Annotated in this window: 17 protein-coding genes; 9 read left to right on the top strand and 8 right to left on the bottom strand. The window is 73.2% G+C overall.

Annotation, left to right across the window (positions count from 1 at the left end):
• Positions 1-769: 769 nt before the first annotated feature.
• Entirely contained in the window at positions 770-1,075 is a 306-nt protein-coding gene (rpsN, locus tag SCWH03_RS21180) for a 30S ribosomal protein S14 (protein ID WP_173265862.1), read from the bottom strand.
• On the bottom strand, positions 1,075-1,311 hold the full coding sequence (gene rpmB / locus SCWH03_RS21175) for a 50S ribosomal protein L28 (RefSeq protein ID WP_173265861.1): 237 nt from the start codon (positions 1,309-1,311) through the stop codon (positions 1,075-1,077). Before rpmB ends, rpsN begins: the two co-directional genes overlap by 1 nt.
• Positions 1,312-1,379: 68 nt before the next feature.
• Here rpmB and rpmG point away from each other — a divergent pair, with 68 nt between their 5' ends.
• The 4 genes from rpmG to rpsR all read left to right on the top strand — a co-directional run bounded on the left by rpmG (position 1,380) and on the right by rpsR (position 3,364).
• Positions 1,380-1,544, top strand: a complete 165-nt coding sequence (gene rpmG, locus SCWH03_RS21170) for a 50S ribosomal protein L33 (protein WP_129802794.1) — start codon at positions 1,380-1,382, stop codon at positions 1,542-1,544.
• 134 nt (positions 1,545-1,678) lie between these two features.
• On the top strand, positions 1,679-1,933 hold the full coding sequence (locus tag SCWH03_RS21165; protein WP_173265860.1) for a type B 50S ribosomal protein L31: 255 nt from the start codon (positions 1,679-1,681) through the stop codon (positions 1,931-1,933).
• Complete coding sequence (locus tag SCWH03_RS21160) at positions 1,933-3,090, top strand: CobW family GTP-binding protein (protein ID WP_173265859.1); 1,158 nt, start codon at positions 1,933-1,935, stop codon at positions 3,088-3,090. Before SCWH03_RS21165 ends, SCWH03_RS21160 begins: the two co-directional genes overlap by 1 nt.
• A 37-nt stretch (positions 3,091-3,127) precedes the next feature.
• Entirely contained in the window at positions 3,128-3,364 is a 237-nt protein-coding gene (gene rpsR, locus SCWH03_RS21155; RefSeq protein WP_173265858.1) for a 30S ribosomal protein S18, read from the top strand.
• 107 nt (positions 3,365-3,471) lie between these two features.
• Here rpsR and SCWH03_RS21150 read toward each other — a convergent pair whose 3' ends face one another.
• Positions 3,472-3,774, bottom strand: coding sequence for a hypothetical protein (locus SCWH03_RS21150; protein ID WP_173265857.1), 303 nt, complete (start codon positions 3,772-3,774; stop codon positions 3,472-3,474).
• Between the two features lie 459 nt (positions 3,775-4,233).
• On the opposite strand from SCWH03_RS21150, the gene SCWH03_RS21145 reads away from it, so the two are divergent.
• Complete coding sequence (locus SCWH03_RS21145) at positions 4,234-4,791, top strand: GNAT family N-acetyltransferase (RefSeq protein WP_254076915.1); 558 nt, start codon at positions 4,234-4,236, stop codon at positions 4,789-4,791.
• A gap of 258 nt (positions 4,792-5,049) precedes the next feature.
• On the opposite strand, the gene SCWH03_RS21140 is transcribed toward SCWH03_RS21145, so the two are convergent.
• The 4 genes from SCWH03_RS21140 to SCWH03_RS21125 form a co-directional block, all read right to left on the bottom strand.
• The gene (locus SCWH03_RS21140; RefSeq protein WP_173265856.1) at positions 5,050-5,817 is read right to left on the bottom strand and encodes a class I SAM-dependent methyltransferase; all 768 of its coding nucleotides are present in this window, start codon (positions 5,815-5,817) and stop codon (positions 5,050-5,052) included.
• A 103-nt stretch (positions 5,818-5,920) separates the two neighbouring features.
• Entirely contained in the window at positions 5,921-7,129 is a 1,209-nt protein-coding gene (locus SCWH03_RS21135) for an aminotransferase class V-fold PLP-dependent enzyme (RefSeq protein WP_173265855.1), read from the bottom strand.
• Between the two features lie 4 nt (positions 7,130-7,133).
• Entirely contained in the window at positions 7,134-8,471 is a 1,338-nt protein-coding gene (locus SCWH03_RS21130; RefSeq protein WP_173265854.1) for a pyridoxal-phosphate dependent enzyme, read from the bottom strand.
• A complete protein-coding gene (locus SCWH03_RS21125; protein WP_254076914.1) occupies positions 8,468-9,982 on the bottom strand; it encodes a Y4yA family PLP-dependent enzyme in 1,515 nt (504 codons plus the stop codon). Before SCWH03_RS21125 ends, SCWH03_RS21130 begins: the two co-directional genes overlap by 4 nt.
• Before the next feature lie 513 nt (positions 9,983-10,495).
• Between SCWH03_RS21125 and SCWH03_RS21120 the strand changes: the two genes are divergently transcribed.
• Both SCWH03_RS21120 and SCWH03_RS21115 read left to right on the top strand, forming a co-directional pair.
• Complete coding sequence (locus SCWH03_RS21120) at positions 10,496-12,772, top strand: HelD family protein (RefSeq protein ID WP_371872736.1); 2,277 nt, start codon at positions 10,496-10,498, stop codon at positions 12,770-12,772.
• 173 nt (positions 12,773-12,945) lie between these two features.
• Positions 12,946-13,611 (top strand): TetR family transcriptional regulator, encoded by a 666-nt coding sequence (locus SCWH03_RS21115; protein WP_254076919.1) that lies wholly within the window; start codon positions 12,946-12,948, stop codon positions 13,609-13,611.
• 291 nt (positions 13,612-13,902) lie between these two features.
• On the opposite strand, the gene SCWH03_RS21110 is transcribed toward SCWH03_RS21115, so the two are convergent.
• Complete coding sequence (locus SCWH03_RS21110) at positions 13,903-14,544, bottom strand: cyclodehydratase (RefSeq protein WP_173265852.1); 642 nt, start codon at positions 14,542-14,544, stop codon at positions 13,903-13,905.
• Positions 14,545-14,878: 334 nt separating this feature from the next.
• Between SCWH03_RS21110 and SCWH03_RS21105 the strand changes: the two genes are divergently transcribed.
• Both SCWH03_RS21105 and SCWH03_RS21100 read left to right on the top strand, forming a co-directional pair.
• Complete coding sequence (locus SCWH03_RS21105) at positions 14,879-15,328, top strand: nitroreductase family deazaflavin-dependent oxidoreductase (RefSeq protein ID WP_173265851.1); 450 nt, start codon at positions 14,879-14,881, stop codon at positions 15,326-15,328.
• 355 nt (positions 15,329-15,683) lie between these two features.
• Complete coding sequence (locus SCWH03_RS21100) at positions 15,684-16,286, top strand: PadR family transcriptional regulator (protein ID WP_173265850.1); 603 nt, start codon at positions 15,684-15,686, stop codon at positions 16,284-16,286.
• The last annotated feature ends 86 nt before the right edge of the window (positions 16,287-16,372 follow it).

The following is a 16,372-nucleotide window of genomic DNA, read 5'->3' as shown; positions in this document are numbered from 1 at the left end:
CGGCTTCGACGAGAGCTGCGCGCACGAGCACGTCCCGCTCGGCGGCCTGACGGGGCACTGAGACTCCGGGCCGGACGGTGGTCGCAGCCACGGCACCGTCCGGCCCGGTACACAACTGTGGAGGCCGGAGATCGCGGGGACGCCCTCGCCCGGCGGGCGGGGATCACACCCCGCTGGAGCGAACGCCCACACCCCGGCCACGGCCGCGCCTGTCCGCGCGACCTCCGGGGCTGGCCTCCTCCAGGACAGGGAAGCACCCGCTCCCCACCAGGCTGCGGGCGACGCCCGGACGGCGTCCCACCGGGTGATGCGGGGGATCAGGGCGGCGGAGTCCGCGGGTCGTCGGCGGTGCACCCGGCCGGATCGGACGTGCAGCCCGCCCCGGCGGGACGCTTCGCCGGCTGCCGCCACCGGGGAGAGCACCACGGGCCTCGAACGGGAACGCGGAGCGCGTGGTCACCTCCACCACTTCGCGGGGTACGACCGGCGCCCGCGCGGAAGTCGTGACAAGCCCCCGCCTCCACTGCCGCCCCGTTTCCCGCTCCACTGCCGGTGGATGACGGTGCATGACGGTGCATGACACCGGATGCCGGTGCATAGCAGTGGATGACATGGATGACGGCGGGCAGCAGCCCCACCGGGCCGGGAGGCCACGGCTCGACCGCTTTGGCCGCCCCGGCCTCGGCCGTGGTGCCGCCAGGGGTGAGCCGCCGGCCGTGACCCCGGCAGGTCACGGCCGGCGGCTCACCCTTTCAGGAGAGCGGCAGGGCTACCAGGAGGACTTGGTGACCCCGGGGAGGAAGCCGGCGTGGGCCTGCTCGCGCAGCCGCACCCGGGACAGGCCGAACTTGCGCAGGTGGCCGCGCGGCCGCCCGTCCACGCTGTCCCGGTTGCGCACCCGGGTCGCACTCGCGTTGCGGGGCTGGCGCCGGAGCTCCGCCACGGCCGCCCGGCGTTCGTCGTCGGTCGAGGACGGCCGGCGGATGATCTCCTTCAGCTCCGCACGGCGGGCCGCGTACCGCTCGACGGTCGCCTTGCGCTTCTCGTTCTGCGCGATCTTGCTCTTCTTGGCCATCAGACCTGCACTCCCCGGGCGCGGATACGGGCCACGGCGGCCTCGATACCGATGCTGTCGATGGTCTTGATCGCCTTCGCGCTGAGCGTCAGCCGGACGTACCGGCCCTCACTCGGCAGCCAGTAGCGCTTGCGCTGGATGTTCGGGTCGAACCGGCGCGAGGTGCGCCGGTGCGAGTGGGAGATGGTGTTGCCGAAGCCCGGCTTCGCGCCGGTCAGCTGGCAGTGGGCGGACAAGGTGTTGCCTACCTCTCTTCGGGCGGATAGTTTTTGGTAATGGAAACCATTCCCATATAGTACCCCGTATGGCTCGCAACGAGGTACGCCCGATCATCAAGCTCCGCTCCACCGCGGGAACCGGCTACACGTACGTCACCCGCAAGAACCGCCGGAACGACCCCGACCGCATGGTCCTGCGCAAGTACGACCCGATCGCCCGGCGCCACGTCGACTTCCGCGAGGAACGCTGACCCCCCGCGCACCAGCACCGGCCCACCCGGCCCCGCCCCGCTCCCATCCGCACCGACCCGCACCGACCCGCACCGACCCAACCCGCACCGCAGCGACCGGCTCCCACCCCCAACCCGCCCCGAAGGACCACCCGATGAAGCCCGGAATCCACCCCGCGTACGGTCCCGTCGTCTTCCGCGACCGCGCCGCCGACTACGCCTTCCTCACCCGCTCCACCATGACCAGCGACAAGACCATCGAGTGGGAGGACGGCAACACCTACCCCGTCGTCGACGTCGAGATCTCGAACGTGAGCCACCCCTTCTACACGGGGACCGCCCGCGTCCTGGACACCGCCGGGCGGGTCGAGCGGTTCGAGCGCCGCTACGGCCGGCGCGGAGCGCTGTGATGCGGCACGAAGGCGCGCTGCCCGTCGTCATCGTCGGCGGGCTCCACTCCGAGGCCCGCCGACAGGTCGTGGACCGCCTCCTGCACACCGTCCCGGGCAGCGTCGCCCTCCACCACGACCTGTCCACAGCCGCCGAACACGGCACCGTCCTGCGCCGGGTGCGCGACGCCTCGGGCGAGCTGTCCCGCGGCGACGCCCCGTTGGTCAACGACTGCGCGTGCTGCGCGCTGCGCGAGGACCTCGTGCCCGAGCTGGAACGGCTCGCCGACGCCGGCCTCACCCGGCTCGCCGTCGTCGAACTGTGGGACTCCGTCGAACCCAAGTCGATGGCCGAGGTCGTCGCCGCCCACGGCGGCGACGCGGTCCGCCTCACCAACGTGATCACGGCCGTCGACCCCGCTCTCGTGCTGCCCTGCCTCGCCAACGGCGACGACCTGGCCGAGGCCGGCCTCGCCGCCGCCCCCAACGACCAGCGCACCGTCGGCGACACCTGGGCCAGGCAGCTGGAGTACGCCCCCGTCCTCGCCCTCGTGGACAGCGAGGACGCCGACGATGCCGACCGCGCCCTGCTCACCCAGCTCCACCCCACGGCCCGCCACGTGCCGGTCCGCTCCCCGCGGCTCGCGGAGTCGGCGTTCGCCGGCTTCGACGTCGAGGCGGCGGCCGCTGCCCAGCACCCGGCCTGCGCCCTGCTCCCCCAGGAGGCCGACGAAGCGGGCGTCACCACCCTCGTCTGGCGCCGGCACCGGCCCTTCCACCCCGAACGGCTCTATCAGGCACTGGAAGACCTCTGCTGCGCCGCCGCCCGCAGCCGCGGGCGGTTCTGGCTCGCCGACCGCCCCGACACCCTGCTCGCCTGGGACGCCGCGGGCGGGGCACTGTGCGTGGAGAGCGCGGGACCATGGCTGGCCTCCCTGCCGGACGCCGCCTGGGAGATGGTCCCGCCGGTACGCCGGGCCGCCGCCGCCCTCGACTGGCACGGCGAACACGGCGACCGCTGCCAGCACCTCGTCTTCACCTCACCCGGACTCGACCGCGACGCACTCGCGCGGGTCCTGGAATCCTGCCTGCTCACCGATGCCGAGTACACAGCAGGACCGGAAGCCTGGAAGCACCTCCCGGCCGCTTTCGACTCCCTCCTCGACCCCGTCGCATAACCCCCGACCCACTCCCGCCGCCGCACCAGGAGCAGCCATGGCCCGCCGCAACGACCCCCGCAAGCCCGTGAAGTCCCGCCCCAACCCCCTCGACGCCGCCGGCATCACCTATATCGACTACAAGGACACCGATCTGCTGCGGAAGTTCATCTCCGACCGCGGCAAGATCCGCAGCCGCCGCGTCACCCGGGTCACCGCCCAGCAGCAGCGACAGCTCGCCACCGCCATCAAGAACGCCCGCGAGATGGCACTCATCCCCTACTCCATCCGATAAGGAACACCCCGTCAGCAAAGAGAAATGCACCCCCGCCATCGGGGGTGCATTTCATTCTCATCCCGGAGCGGGACCATCAGCTGTCGGCTCAGTGAGGTCTCCTCAGCTCAGTGGTCGTCCCAGTGCCCGTTGTGGGCGGCATGGCGATGACCGTCGTGCACATAGTCCACGTGGTCGCCGTGCGGGACCGCCACATGCCCGCAGCCCACATCGTGCGCATGGTCGTGACCGGCGTGCTCCCGATGGCCTCCCACCTCGCACTCGTCCACATGGCCGTCGTGCTCGCGGTGCAGGTGGCCGTCGTGCACGTAGTCGACGTGATCGTCGTGCGGGACCGCCACATGCCCGCAGCCCTCACCGTGCGCATGGTCGTGACCGGGGTGCGGCCGGTGCTCCACCGATGTCGCCATTCCACTCATCTCCACAGCTCTCTGGCCACCGTCCGCTTGCGGACGGCAACGCGTTTCCCTTGTCCGCTTTCTATCCCCGCCATGAAGGCTGCCATGGATGACACGCCGCGACAAATCAGCTACTTACGACCGCGAATTCGACAACGAATTTCACTGCGCATTACCGCTGCCCATTCCCTGAATTCCGCATGACGGCCGCGGAGGTCGGGTTCGTGGCGAGCCGCGGGTGCGGAGCGACACCGCGGAACCTCCCGCAGGCCCCCTCGCTCTCGCGTGCGGGGTCGGACTCCGTATCTGCTCCGCACCATGCGGGGGCCGACTGCCCGGGGCTGCCGGTACGAGCGGCCGGTAGGGGGCGGCCGGCGCCGGGCCGAGGCGAGGAGCGGGCCGGTGAGCACGAGCACCGGACACCCGCGCTCCGGTGATCCGGTGATCCGGTACGGTGACATGCTTTCGCGCGTGACCGCATGCGAACCGACCGCGCCCGCCCTCACCCAGTTCGCCCGCCCGTCCGAAGTCTCCGGTGCCCTCAGACGGGAACTCGCCGGGTGCTGGGCCACGGTGGTCAATGCCGGCGGGGCGGTCATTCCGGCGGACTGCCCGCTGCCGCCCCTGGTCCCGGCGGACCTGGCGGCAGCCGTGGACCAGGTCGCGGAGGTCCTGGCGCCCGAGCACGGCAGGCTGCTCGTGGCCACCCTCGACGGCTCCGTCGCGGGCTGGCTGCTCGTCCGACGCGAAGGACACCCGCTCGAAGCGCACTGCGGGGTGGTGAACCACGTGCAGACGCAGGTCCGCCTCCGGAACCGGGGGATCGGCACCGCGCTGATGCGCGAGGTCCACCGGGTCGCACGGGAGGAGATGGGCCTGGAACGCCTCAAGCTGTCGGTACGGGCGGGCCTGGGGATCGAGGACTTCTACCGGCGGGCGGGCTGGGCCGAGGTCGGTCGCTGGCCGGGGGCGTTGCGCCTGGCGCCGGGCGACGACCGCGACGAGATCCTGATGTGCCGCGCACTGTGACGACGGGACCGGTGTGCCGAGGCCGCACCCGAGAGCCCCGAGGAGGCCCCGGAGGCGCGGGCTCGCCACGCGGAGCCCGCGCGAGAGCACGAAGGCACGAAGGCACGAAGGCGATGCACCCCAGGCGCGGCCCGAGCGCCGAGGCCCCAGGCCGGCGGACCAGGCGGGCGCCGGAGCAGGCGCGGCCCGGGCACGGAAGCCCGACGTCCCGGACACGGGCCCGCGAACGCACGGACACGCGGGCACATGAGCCGTCAGTCAGTCCTTCAGCGCCACGAGCACCCGGCTGTCCCCCACCTGCCACACCGGCGCGACATGGCGAAAGCCCGCCCGGCGCAGCAGTTCGGCGTGCCGGGCGACCGGGAGGTAGTGACTGCCGCCGTCGTCACGGGACGACGGGCCGCCCCGGCCCCGCCCTTCGAACAGGTCCGCGAGTTCGGGATCCGCCGCCGCGGCGCGCCACCAGGACCCCCAGTCCTCGTGGCCGTGGCCTCCCGCCCGCTCGGTACGGCAGCGCCCCACGTGCGCGGTCAGGTGCGAGAACGGTCCCAGGTCCGGGGGGAAGTGGTCCCCGTTGACCAGCGCGCCGCCGGGACGCAGGAGGGCCGCGAGAGCGCGGTAGGTCTCCAGCAGGGCGGCGGCGGGCAGGCAGTGCAGGGCGGTCGTCGACACGGCGGCATCCGCACCGCGTTGCAGCCCCAGCGCATCGGTCCAGCCGTCCTGGCCGATCTCCGCCTCCACATACCGGGCGGCGCCCCCGTGGTGGGCGCGCGCCAGTTCCAGCAGCACGGGATCCCTGTCGAGCCCGACGATCTCCGCGCCCGGCAGGCGGCGGGCGAGCCGGGCGGACAGCGAACCGGGGCCGCAGCCCAGGTCGAGCAGAAGGGGCCGGGGGTGGCCTGTGCAGACGTGCTCGACGACATCGGAGATCACCGTGAAGCGCTCCTCGCGCTCCACGGCGTAGTGCTGCTGCTGCCGCTCCCAGCGCTCCACCCAGGTCCTGGCCGCTGCCGTGCTCACGCCCATGCGGTCACACCGCCCCTTTCGCCTCTCCGCTCACCGCGGACGGCGGACAGCCTACTGATGGAAACGGTTATCAGTAGCTCTATGCCGGAGTGTGCGGCGAAGATCACGCCAACGAGGCGAGAACGGTCAGCAGCCGGTCGATCTCCTCTCCGGTGTTGTACACGTGCAGACTCACCCGGACGGACCCTTCCCTGTCGTCCGCCCCGGCCTGGCAGTGGCTGTCGGCCCGGACCATGAATCCGTGGCTGAAGAGGATGAAGCCGAGGTCGTCCGACGGGATGTCACGGTGCCGGAAGGTGACGATGCCGTGCCGGCGCTGGGCCGGGGGCAGCGCGGTGCCCGACGACAGGCTTGCCGGGCAGCCGAGCACCTGGTAGGCGTCCAGCCGGCGCAGCCGGTCGGTCAGGCGGGTGGCCAGAGCGGTGACATGGGCGCTGAGCCGGTCGAGGCCGACCGCGTCCAGCCAGTCGAGTGCGGCCTGCAACGAGACGATGCCCACGGTGTTGGGGGTGCCCTGCCATCCGGCGGGCCGCAGCAGGGGGCCGCGGGTGTTGCGTGCCCAGAGCGCACCGGTGCCGGGCAGTGCGAACGCCTTGTGCCCGGAGAAGACGACGAAGTCGACGTCGAGCGCCGGATCGCCGACCCGCAGGGGGAGGTGGCCGACGCTCTGGGCGGCGTCCAGGCAGATCGGCACGTGCGGGCCGACGGCGGCGCGCAGCCGGTGGACGTTCATGTCGCCGCCGTAGACGTGGTGGACGTGCGTGGCGGCGACGAAGCGGGTGCGGGGCCCGACGGCCGAGGCGAGGGCGCGGTGGTCGTAGTCGCCGGACACCTCCTGGTACGGCAGGGCGCGGACATGCACCTCGGTGCCGCGTGCGGCAAGCAGGCGCCGCGCCTCGAGCCACGGTTCGAGGTTGGCCCGGTGGTCGGCGAACGGGACCAGGATCTCGTCCCCGTCGGCGAGGTGCTCGGTGAGCCAGTCGCGCGCGACGGTGCGCAGGCCCTCGGTGGTCCCGCTGGTGAAGTGGACGGCGGAGCGGTCCGGTTCCGGGTCGCCGAGGAAGTCCTTGACCCGTTCGCGAGCCCGCTCGAGCGACTCCGTGGTCCGGTTGGCCCAGGGGTAGGTGCCGCGGCCGGCGTTGGCGTTGGCGGACGTGAGGTAGGTCTGGACGGCGTCGAGGACGGCCCGGGGTTTCTGCGAGGTCGCCGCGCTGTCCAGATAGGCCAGTTCCGGATGCCCGGTGATGATCGGGAACTGCTCCCGCACCGCCCGCTGCCAGGCCCCGTCCGTGTCCCGGTCTCCTCCGCTCATCGGGTCACTCCCGTATCAGCGGCGCGCCCGCGTCCCGCCAGGCGACGACGCCGCCCGCCAGGCTGCGTACGTCCGGGTGCCCCATGCGGGTCAGCAGCGCGGCATAGCGCAGGGACTTCTCCCCGACGGGACAGGCCAGAAGCACCGGTGTCCGCTTGCTGAACGGCAGCCCGGTCCGCACCAGTTCCTCGAACAGCTCGTCGACGATGTTGACCGAGCCCTCGATGTGCAGCGCGGCGTAGGCGTGCGGCCCGCGGAGGTCGACCACCAGCGGGCGCGGGTCGCCGCCGGCGATCCAGCGCCGTGCGCCGTCGACGCCGACGGTCCGGCCCTCGGCGCGGACCTCGCTGTCGGTGAGGGAGCCGGCGGAGTGTCCGCGGCGCGTTCCTCCCAGCAGCTCCGGACGCCGCCGGCGTACGTAGCTGAGATAGCTCTCGGCCCGGTCGCAGACGATGAACACCGCGGTCCGGCGGACGCCGGTGCCCGCCAGTTCGGCGTCGACGGACGCCAGGTGCCGGACGGCTCCCCGGTACGCGGCACCGCCGGTCGGCCCCGAGAGCAGCCCGCAGCGGCGGATCAGGGTCACCATGCCGTCGATGGCCTCCTGGGAGGTGACCGACGCGATCGAGTCGTAGGTGGCCGGGTCGAACAGGCCCACCTGGTGGACCTCGTCGATGGTGCGGATGCCGGGGATGAAGTCGGCCTTGTCGGCGACCAGGCCGAGGACGCGCACCCTCGGATCGTGCTCGCGCAGCACCCTGGCGACGCCGGTCGAGGATCCGGCGGTGCCCACGCAGGCGACGAACCAGTCGGGGACCCGGCCGTCCAGGTCCTTGACGATCTCCGGTCCGGTCCCGGCCGCGTGCGCCTCGGCATTGCGCGGGTTGAAGTACTGGTCGGTGTGCAGATAGGCGCTGCCGGGCTCCGACAGCGCCTGGTGGAAACGGGTCAGCGGGTCGTCGGTGTCCGTCGGGTCCAGGCACTCGCTCTGACCGGGCAGTTCCTCGATCTCCGCCCCGAGCAGCAGCAGCAGTTCCTTGATCTCCGGGACGCGCATCCGGTTGGTCACGCTTTTGAACCTCAGCCCGTGGAGACCGGCGAGCAGGGCGAGGGCCTTGGCCGTGTTGCCGCTGGAGAGTTCCACGACGGTGCCGTCGCCGCCGGCCTTCTCCTGAAGGTGCGGGCGGGCCATGAACCAGGCGGGCCGGTCCTTGACGGACCCGAACGGGTTGAGCATCTCCAGCTTGGCGAAGAGGTCGATGTGGCGCAGTCCGTGCACGGTCGGGTCGATGCGGACGAGGGGGGTGTTGCCGATCGCCTCGGTGATGGTGTCGTATCTCATGACGGCCCTCCCTGCGGGTCGGTGATCGGCCAGTAGTCCTCGTCGGGGCACCAGCGCCAGGCTCCTTCTCCTCGGGTGACCGCCACCGTCCTTGCGGAAGGCTGCCGTTGGGCGTGGTGTGCGTGGAAGTCCATGGCGTAGCCGGCCGTGTTGACGAAGGCCAGCAGGTCCCCGGCGCGCGGCAGCCGGGGCAGGTACACCACCCGGCGGGTGATCAGGTCCGCCTCCAGGCAGAGGTTGCCGGCGAGGTGGACCCCGACGGGCCCGCCGCCGGGCGGCGCGTCACGGCGGCCGGCGGCGCCGGCTCGGGGCAGCAGGACGGGGTCGACGAGGACGCCGTGCTCCTCAAGGCTCACGTCTCCTGCGTTCATGCCCAGGCGCACCAGATGACGGGTGGGGTCGTCCCCCGTCGGCCGCACGTCCAGCACCCGGGCCAGGGACAGGCCGCACTGGTCGACAAGGGCGCGCCCCGGTTCGACGTACAGGTCGTTCAGGTGCTCCAGCAGCAGCGTGGCGGGCGGGCGGCCCAGGGCCGGAGCGGGACGGGAGAGGAGTGCGTCGAGGTAGCCGGGTCCGGCGACGGACCGGTGGGCGGGGTACAGCGCGGCCGTGCCGCGGACCGTGCCGCCCTCATTGCGCAGCCCGTAGCCGTGGCCGCGCCAGGTCAGGGGCGGGCGTACGCCGAGCACGGCCTCGCTCAGCGCGGTCGTCCACCGCTCCCACTCGCCGGCGTCGGCGACATAGCCGGCTCCGAATCCGCCGCCGATGTCGACGGCACGGGGCCGCAGGCCCCTCCCCCGGCACTCGTCCATCAGCAGCACGCAGCGCTCCAGCGCCCTGGCCTTCTCCTCCAGCGCGGTGGTGTCCAGATGGTAGGCCAGTCCGGTCAGTTCGACGGCGTCCGGGTGCCGCTCCAGCGCCTCCCACACCTCGCCGGCCCTGCCGACCGGGGTGCCGAAGCGGCTGCGGCGCGACAGCACCCGCGTACCGGCTCCGGTGCGACCGCCGTCCGACTCGAACTCCGACAGCCGCACCAGTACGTCCACCCGGCCGAGGCGGTACCTGCGGACGAGGTGTGCCAGTTGCTCCAGTTCGCCGGCCGAGTCCAGGTTGACCGTCGCCCCCACCCGTGCCGCCAGCCACAGGAAGTCGCGGTCCTTGGGGCCGGTGGCCATCACCCGCTCGCCCGTGAAACCGCAGCCCAGCGCGTGCCGCAGCTCTTCCAGCGAGGCGACGTCGATCCCGACCGCGGCGGGGTCGCAGGCGGCCAGCCTCCGCACCAGGGCGCTGGAGCGATTCGCCTTGTGCGCGAAGTACACCCGCCCGGCCAGGTGGTGACGCCGGTAGACGGACCGGAAGCGTTCGGCGTTCTCGGCGACGGTCTCCGGGAGCAGCACGTTCAACGGCGATCCGAGCGCGTCGCACAGCGCGTGCAGGAACGGCGCGTCTCGAAGAAGCGAAGCGAGCGGCGGATCCACCCGCGGCCGCAGATACAACGGCGCGTCCTTCACCCAGCACCCCCCAGGTCGGACCGTCGCCGCCCCGTCGCCACGACGGCCGCTCAGCAGTAGTCGTTTCCCTCCACGGGTGCCGCTAAGCCAAGACGGGCCAGGAGTTCGAAACCGCCCCCGGCCTTCGGCAGAAAGGCAGCGGACCACCGGAGCGGCCGCCGAGACGGTGCGCGGTGCGCACCCTGCCGGAACCGGCCGCACTCACTGACCCCAGGCGCCGGAGGCCGGTGAGGCGGTGCGCCGGGGCAGCGCCTTCCCGCGGAGGCGCGGTCCGGACGCGAACCGCTCAACCGCCCTTGGGGTCCGCAAGGCGCCGTGTGCGCCCGCCCGTTCGGTCCGGTGCCGCGGCGCGGGCCGCGCCGCGCGCGTCGCGCCGGTATCCGACCCTCACAACCTGACCGAGTCAATTTATTGACCTGGTTCGGCTATGCTGCGGTGCCGGGACCGCCGTCCGGCCCATGCCGGGGCGGACCACACGCAAGGCCGTCACTTCGGATACGGAAAGGGCGATCGATGACGTCACACGTCCAGCACACACACGGCACCCGGGAGGCCGGCGGACTCGACCACAAGCCGCCCCCGGAGGGCGAGCCGGCCCCGGAGAACGCGCCGCGCCTCGAGGACGAACTGGCCCTGGAGCGTGCGTACGCCGCGGTGTGCCGCGCGGCGATGACCCGCCGGGTGGACGATGCCGGGGACCAGGTCGTCGCGGGTGAGGACGTGTCGGGCGACGGAGCGAGCGCCGAGGCGCTCGGCCGCTATCTGCGCACCCGCGCACGGCAGCTGGCGCAGGAGCCCGACCGCCCGCTGTTCTTCGGCCGGCTCGACTTCGAGGACTCCGAGGAGGCCGGGGAACACCGGCGGCAGCGGTACTACGTCGGCCGCCGGCGGGTCGCGGAGCACCCGGCCGCGCCGCCCCTGGTGATCGACTGGCGCGCGCCGGTGTCCCGCGCCTACTACCGGGCGAGCGCCCTGGAGCCGGGCGGAGTCGCGGTGCGGCGGCGCTTCGGCTGGGCCCCGTGGAGCCACGGTTCACCCGAGGAACTCACCGGGCTTGAGGACGAGTACCTCGACCACTCCCGGGGCGGGGGCGGCGCCGACGCAGCGGACGGCGCGGCGAGCGCGGACGGCCGGGAACGCCGCGAATACCGGGCACACCGGGCACGCCGGACACGCCGGGACGAGGAGAAGGACGCCGAAGCGGGGAGGGACGGGGAGGGCGGCGGCGGCGCGGCGAGCGCCATCGTCGCGGCCGAGATCGAGCGGCCCCGCCTCGGCCCGATGCGCGACATCGTCGCCACCATCCAGCCGGAACAGGACGAGCTGGTCCGCAGCGGCCTGAACACGTCGGTGTGCGTGCAGGGCGCCCCGGGCAGCGGCAAGACCGCCGTCGGGCTGCACCGCGCCGCCTACCTCCTCTACACCTTCCCCGAGCGGCTGCAACGCGCCGGTCTGCTGGTCATCGGCCCGAACCGCACCTTCCTCCGCTACATCTCGGAGGTGCTGCCCTCGCTCGGCGAGATCGATATCGCCCAACTGACCGTCGGGGACGTGGTCGCCCGTCACCCGGTGCGGCGGGTGGACACCGAGGCGGCCGCCGTGCTCAAGCACAGCCACCGCATGGCCACGGCTCTTGAACGCGCCCTGTACGCCCGCGTCGGGTACCCGGCGGACTCCATCGCCGTCCCCGACGGCTCGTACCGCTGGCGGGTCGGCGCCCCCGACCTGGCCCGGGTCGTCGACGAGGTGCGGGGGACGGGCGTGCCGTACGGAATCGGCCGCGAGCATCTGCGCTCGCGGGTGGTGACGCTGATCCGGCAGCAGGCCGAGCGGCGGGCCGGCCCGAAGAGCGTGACGTGGGCGCGGAGGATCGGCCGCTCGAAGCCGGTCGCCGCGCTGCTGGAGACGGCGTGGCCGGTGGCGCGGCCGGAGGAGGTCGTGGCCGTACTGCTGAGCGATCCCGCGGCGATGGAGGCCGCGGCGGACGGGGTGTTCGACGACGCCGAGCAGCGGGCCCTGCGGTGGGCCGCACCGCCGCGGTCGGCGAAGAGCGCCACCTGGTCGGCCGAGGACATGCTGCTCCTGGACGAGGTCGCGGGGCTCATCGAACGTCCCGGGGGATACGGCCATGTGGTGGTGGACGAGGCCCAGGACCTGTCGCCGATGCAGTGCCGGGCCATCGCCCGTCGCAGCGCCTTCGGCTCCCTCACGGTGCTCGGCGACCTGGCCCAGGCCACGGCGCCCTGGTCGGCGGGGAGTTGGCGGGAGCAGCTGACGCACCTGGGCAAGGCCCAGGCCCCCGTCGTCCCGCTGACCACCGGCTTCCGTGTGCCCGCCGCGGTGATGGAACTGGCCAACCGGCTGGTGGGCGCCCTCGGCGTGGATGTGCCGCCGGCCCGCTCGCTGCGCCGCGACGGCGAGTTGGCGGTCAGCGCGGTCGACGACATGGCGTCCGCCACCGTGTCCGCGGTCCGGGCCGCCCTCGACCGCGAGGGGTCGGTCGCCGTCATCACCGCCGACCACGCGGTGGCCGCCACCTCAGCGGCCCTGCGCACGGCCGGGATCGGGACGGCGAGCGCCGACGGGGTGGGCGCGGCGGCCCGGGTGACCGTACTGCCCGCGACGGTCGTGAAGGGACTGGAGTACGACCATGTCGTCGTCGTCGAACCGGCCGCGATCGCCGAGTCCGAGCCGCGCGGGCTGCACCGGCTGTACGTCGTGCTGACGCGGGCGGTGTCCCGGCTCGACGTGCTGCACACCCGGCCGCTGCCGGAGCCGCTCGCCGTCTGACGGTTCGCATCCACGAGTTCCCGGGGGCTGGATACGCGGGCAGGGGCATAGGCGACGGCTCCGGGCCGTTCGGCGCGGGGCCGGGGCGGTCACCGGAGCGCCCCGCCCGGCCACGTCATCTAGCATGCCTGATCATCTGATTGCGTCGGCAAGGGAAGCGCTGGGACGTCATGGTGAACGCACCGACAGGCTTGCGGGAGCGCAAGAAGCAGCGAACGCGGGAGACGATCTCCGACACGGCGATCGCCCTCTTCCTCGAGCGCGGGTTCGACCAGGTCCCGGTGGTCGACATCGCGGCCGCGGCCGAGGTCTCGAAACCCACCCTCTTCACCTACTTCCCCACCAAGGAAGACCTGGTCGTCCACCGGTTCGCCGACCACCAGACGGTGAGCAGCACCGTGGTGGCCGAGCGGCCGCCGGGGGTGTCCCCGATCGCCGCCCTGCACCGGCACTTCCTGGACGGGCTCGCGGCCCGCGACCCGATCACGGGACTCAATGACGACGAGGACGTCCTGGCCTTCCACCACCTCGTCTACTCCACGCCGAGCCTGGTGGCGCGGGTCGGCCGGTACCTGGCCCGGGCCGAGGAGGCCCTGGCCGGGGCCCTCGCCGAGGCACTCGACTCGGACCGCGAGACCACCGCGGCCGTGCTGGCGGGCCAGGTGGTCGCCACGGAGCGCATCCTGGCGTCGGCCAACTGGCGGCGCATCGCGGCCGGCCGGTCCGCGGACGCGGTCCACCCCGAGGCGGTGGCCGACGCCGACCAGGCGTACACGCTGCTACGGGAGGGGCTGGCACGCGTGGCCCCGCAGCAGCCGCACCACCGGAGGCGGCACTGACCACCGGGAGCGCCCCGGACATCCCGGCCGGCCTCCCCCTCCCCGGGGCGGAACCTGCCGCCCTCGGCCCTCCGCCCGTGGCGCACTCCGGCCGGTGACCGCCGCAGGCGGCGAGGCCCGGCCCGGGCCACCTCCCGGGCCGGGCCTCGCCGGACGGGTACCGCGCAGGTCCGCCGAATCGCGCGGGGTGCCCCGCGGATCCGTGGCCGACCGGGCCCCGGGACGGCAGGTCCGCCGAATCGCGCGGACCGCCCCGCCTCGTCGGCCCCTCGGCCCCTCGGCCCATCCGGTTCAGTCGACGGCGGTGGAGGTGAGCACGGGGTTGGGAGAGGGGTAGCAGGACGTCGGCACGCTGACGGTGACGAAGAGGATGGGGACGCTGGCGGTGAAGGTGAGGCCGGGGCTGCTGTAGCTGCTGCCGGACAGCCGCGTCTCGATGGCGGTGCCGGACACTCCCGCCGTCAGGTCCAGGTCGAGCACGGGCAGGGTGAAGGTCTGCCCGCCGCTGATGGGCCCGGGTACCGACATGACGATCTCCCCGCCGCTGACGCTGACGGCCGGGGTCCCCGAGCCGATTCCGGAGCCGCCGGTGAGGCGGGCCCCGGTCACGGTCGCGTTGGACGGTACGGGGGCCTTCAGGGTGATGTTCTTGATCGATTTCACCGTGTAGCCGCCTACCGACCCGGGCACGGTCATCGGCTCGGTGGCCAGCCGGACGGAGAGGGCCCCGCCGGCCGCGACGGTGTCCGGCGCGGTGGCGTCGACACCGGCGGACAGGTCGAACTTCTGCGCGGAACCGATCGGCGGGGTGGCCTGGCAGTCCATGGCGAGCGTGGTGCCGGCCGCCGATGCCGGACTGATGGCCAGGCACGCGAGCGCCAGGGCCGCGGCTACCGCCATCGGCAGGCGCACGTGCACGGAACGCGGTCTCATGACCGTCCTCCTCGGGCTTCGGGTGCACGTCGGGGGAGCCGTCCGCCGCGCACACAGCAACATGTCGCGTGCATGACAGCACCTTCGGGTGGTGATGTACAGGGCCGTGCGCCGCCCTCCGCCCACCGCAGGCGCGGCGCTCGGGCCTGCGCCAAGGCGCGTCCGCACATGCGTCCGGCGGGCGCCGCCCCTCTCAACTCCCCAGGAAAGCAGGTGACTCGGGTGGAGTGGTGGGCGATACTGAGAGTGGTGTATCCAGCGCGCGGTGCACCTTCAGACGACGGATGACGGACGGCGACCGGCGACCGGCGACGACAGACGGAGTGAGTGCTGCGTGGACGAACAGGACGAGGTGCTTGACAGCCCGACCGGATGGGTCGCCACGCACATACGCCACTACGTGGCCAGCGAGGGCGCGAGCGGGCACATCTGGTACGGGAAGCCGACGCTGCTGCTGACCGCCCGGGGACGCCGGTCCGGGACGCTGCGGCGCACCGGGCTGATCTACGGGGAGGACGGGGGGAACTACCTCGTCGTCGCATCCAACGGCGGGTCCGACCGGCATCCCCACTGGTACCTCAACCTGCTGGCGGACCCGCGGGTGCGGGTGCAGGTGGCCGCCGAGACGTTCGACGCGGTCGCCAGGGAAGCGGAAGACGGGGAACGGGCGCGTCTCTGGGAGGTGATGGCCGCGATCTTCCCGCAGTACGAGAGCTACCAGAAGCAGACCGAACGGAAGATCCCCGTCGTCGTGCTGGAGCCGCAGGGGCCCGCACGCGGATGACGGGGGCCCGGCAGCGACACCTCCGGCGGCCTCCGGTGGCGTCACCGGCCGGTTCCGCAGCAGCGGCGGACCCCTGCGGGCGGAATCCGGTCGCAGGGGTCCGCGGCGTGGCCGTCGTCAGGGAGCAGGCGCCCCGCTGCGGGACCCACCCGTTGAGAGGCGGCGGTCGTGGCCACAACCGGACAGCCGGGTCCCCCTGCGCCGGCTGCACCTCCACCTGATCCGCAAGACGGCCCGGGGCACCCGCCGTGCCGGCACCGTCCGCGAGTGGCCGGGCGGCGCGACGGCCCTCGAACCGGTCGCGAAGGAGCAGGCCAGCTCCCGGTTGCGACGGGGCCGGCTCTACGCTGGCCCCATGTCAGCGATCCGACTTCTGGTGCTCGGCGCGGTCCGCAGGCACGGGCGGGCCCACGGCTACCAGGTGCGCAACGACCTGGAGTACTGGGGCGCGCACGAGTGGTCCAACGCCAAGCCCGGCTCGATCTACCACGCCCTGAAGCAGCTGGCCAAGCAGGGACTGCTGCGGGCGCACGAGATCGCCCCCTCCACGGCGGGCGGGCCGCCGCGTACCGAGTACGAGGTCACCGAGCAGGGCACCGAGGAGTACTTCTCCCTGCTCCGGCAGTCCCTCACCGCCTACGACCAGAGGCCCGACGTGCTCACCACCGGGCTCGGCTTCATGGTGGACCTCGACCGCGAGGAGGCCCTGCGCCTCCTCGCGGAGCGGGTGCGCGCCATCGAGGCGTGGCGCGCGACCGTGGTGAAGGACTACGTCCCCGCGGAGGGCCCGGAGCAACTCGGCCACATCGGCGAGATCATGAACTTCTGGCTCCACTCGGCCGACACCGGCGCCCAGTGGACCCGCGACCTCATCGAACGCATCCGCAACGGCGCCTACACCTTCACCGGCGAGGGCGACCCGTTCGTCGGTGTGCTGCCGCAGGAGACGCCTCACTGAGCCGCGCCGCCGGCCGGGCCGTCGGTGCGCGTACCGATCGGGACCCGGACGGCGATGCGCCGTCCGGGCCGCCGGACGGTCCGGAC

Source organism: Streptomyces pacificus (assembly GCF_011766325.1).
GTDB classification, from domain to species: Bacteria; Actinomycetota; Actinomycetes; order Streptomycetales; family Streptomycetaceae; genus Streptomyces; species Streptomyces pacificus.
The sequence above is the reverse complement of the archived record's forward strand: the minus strand, read 5'-3'. Positions and strand labels throughout refer to the sequence as shown.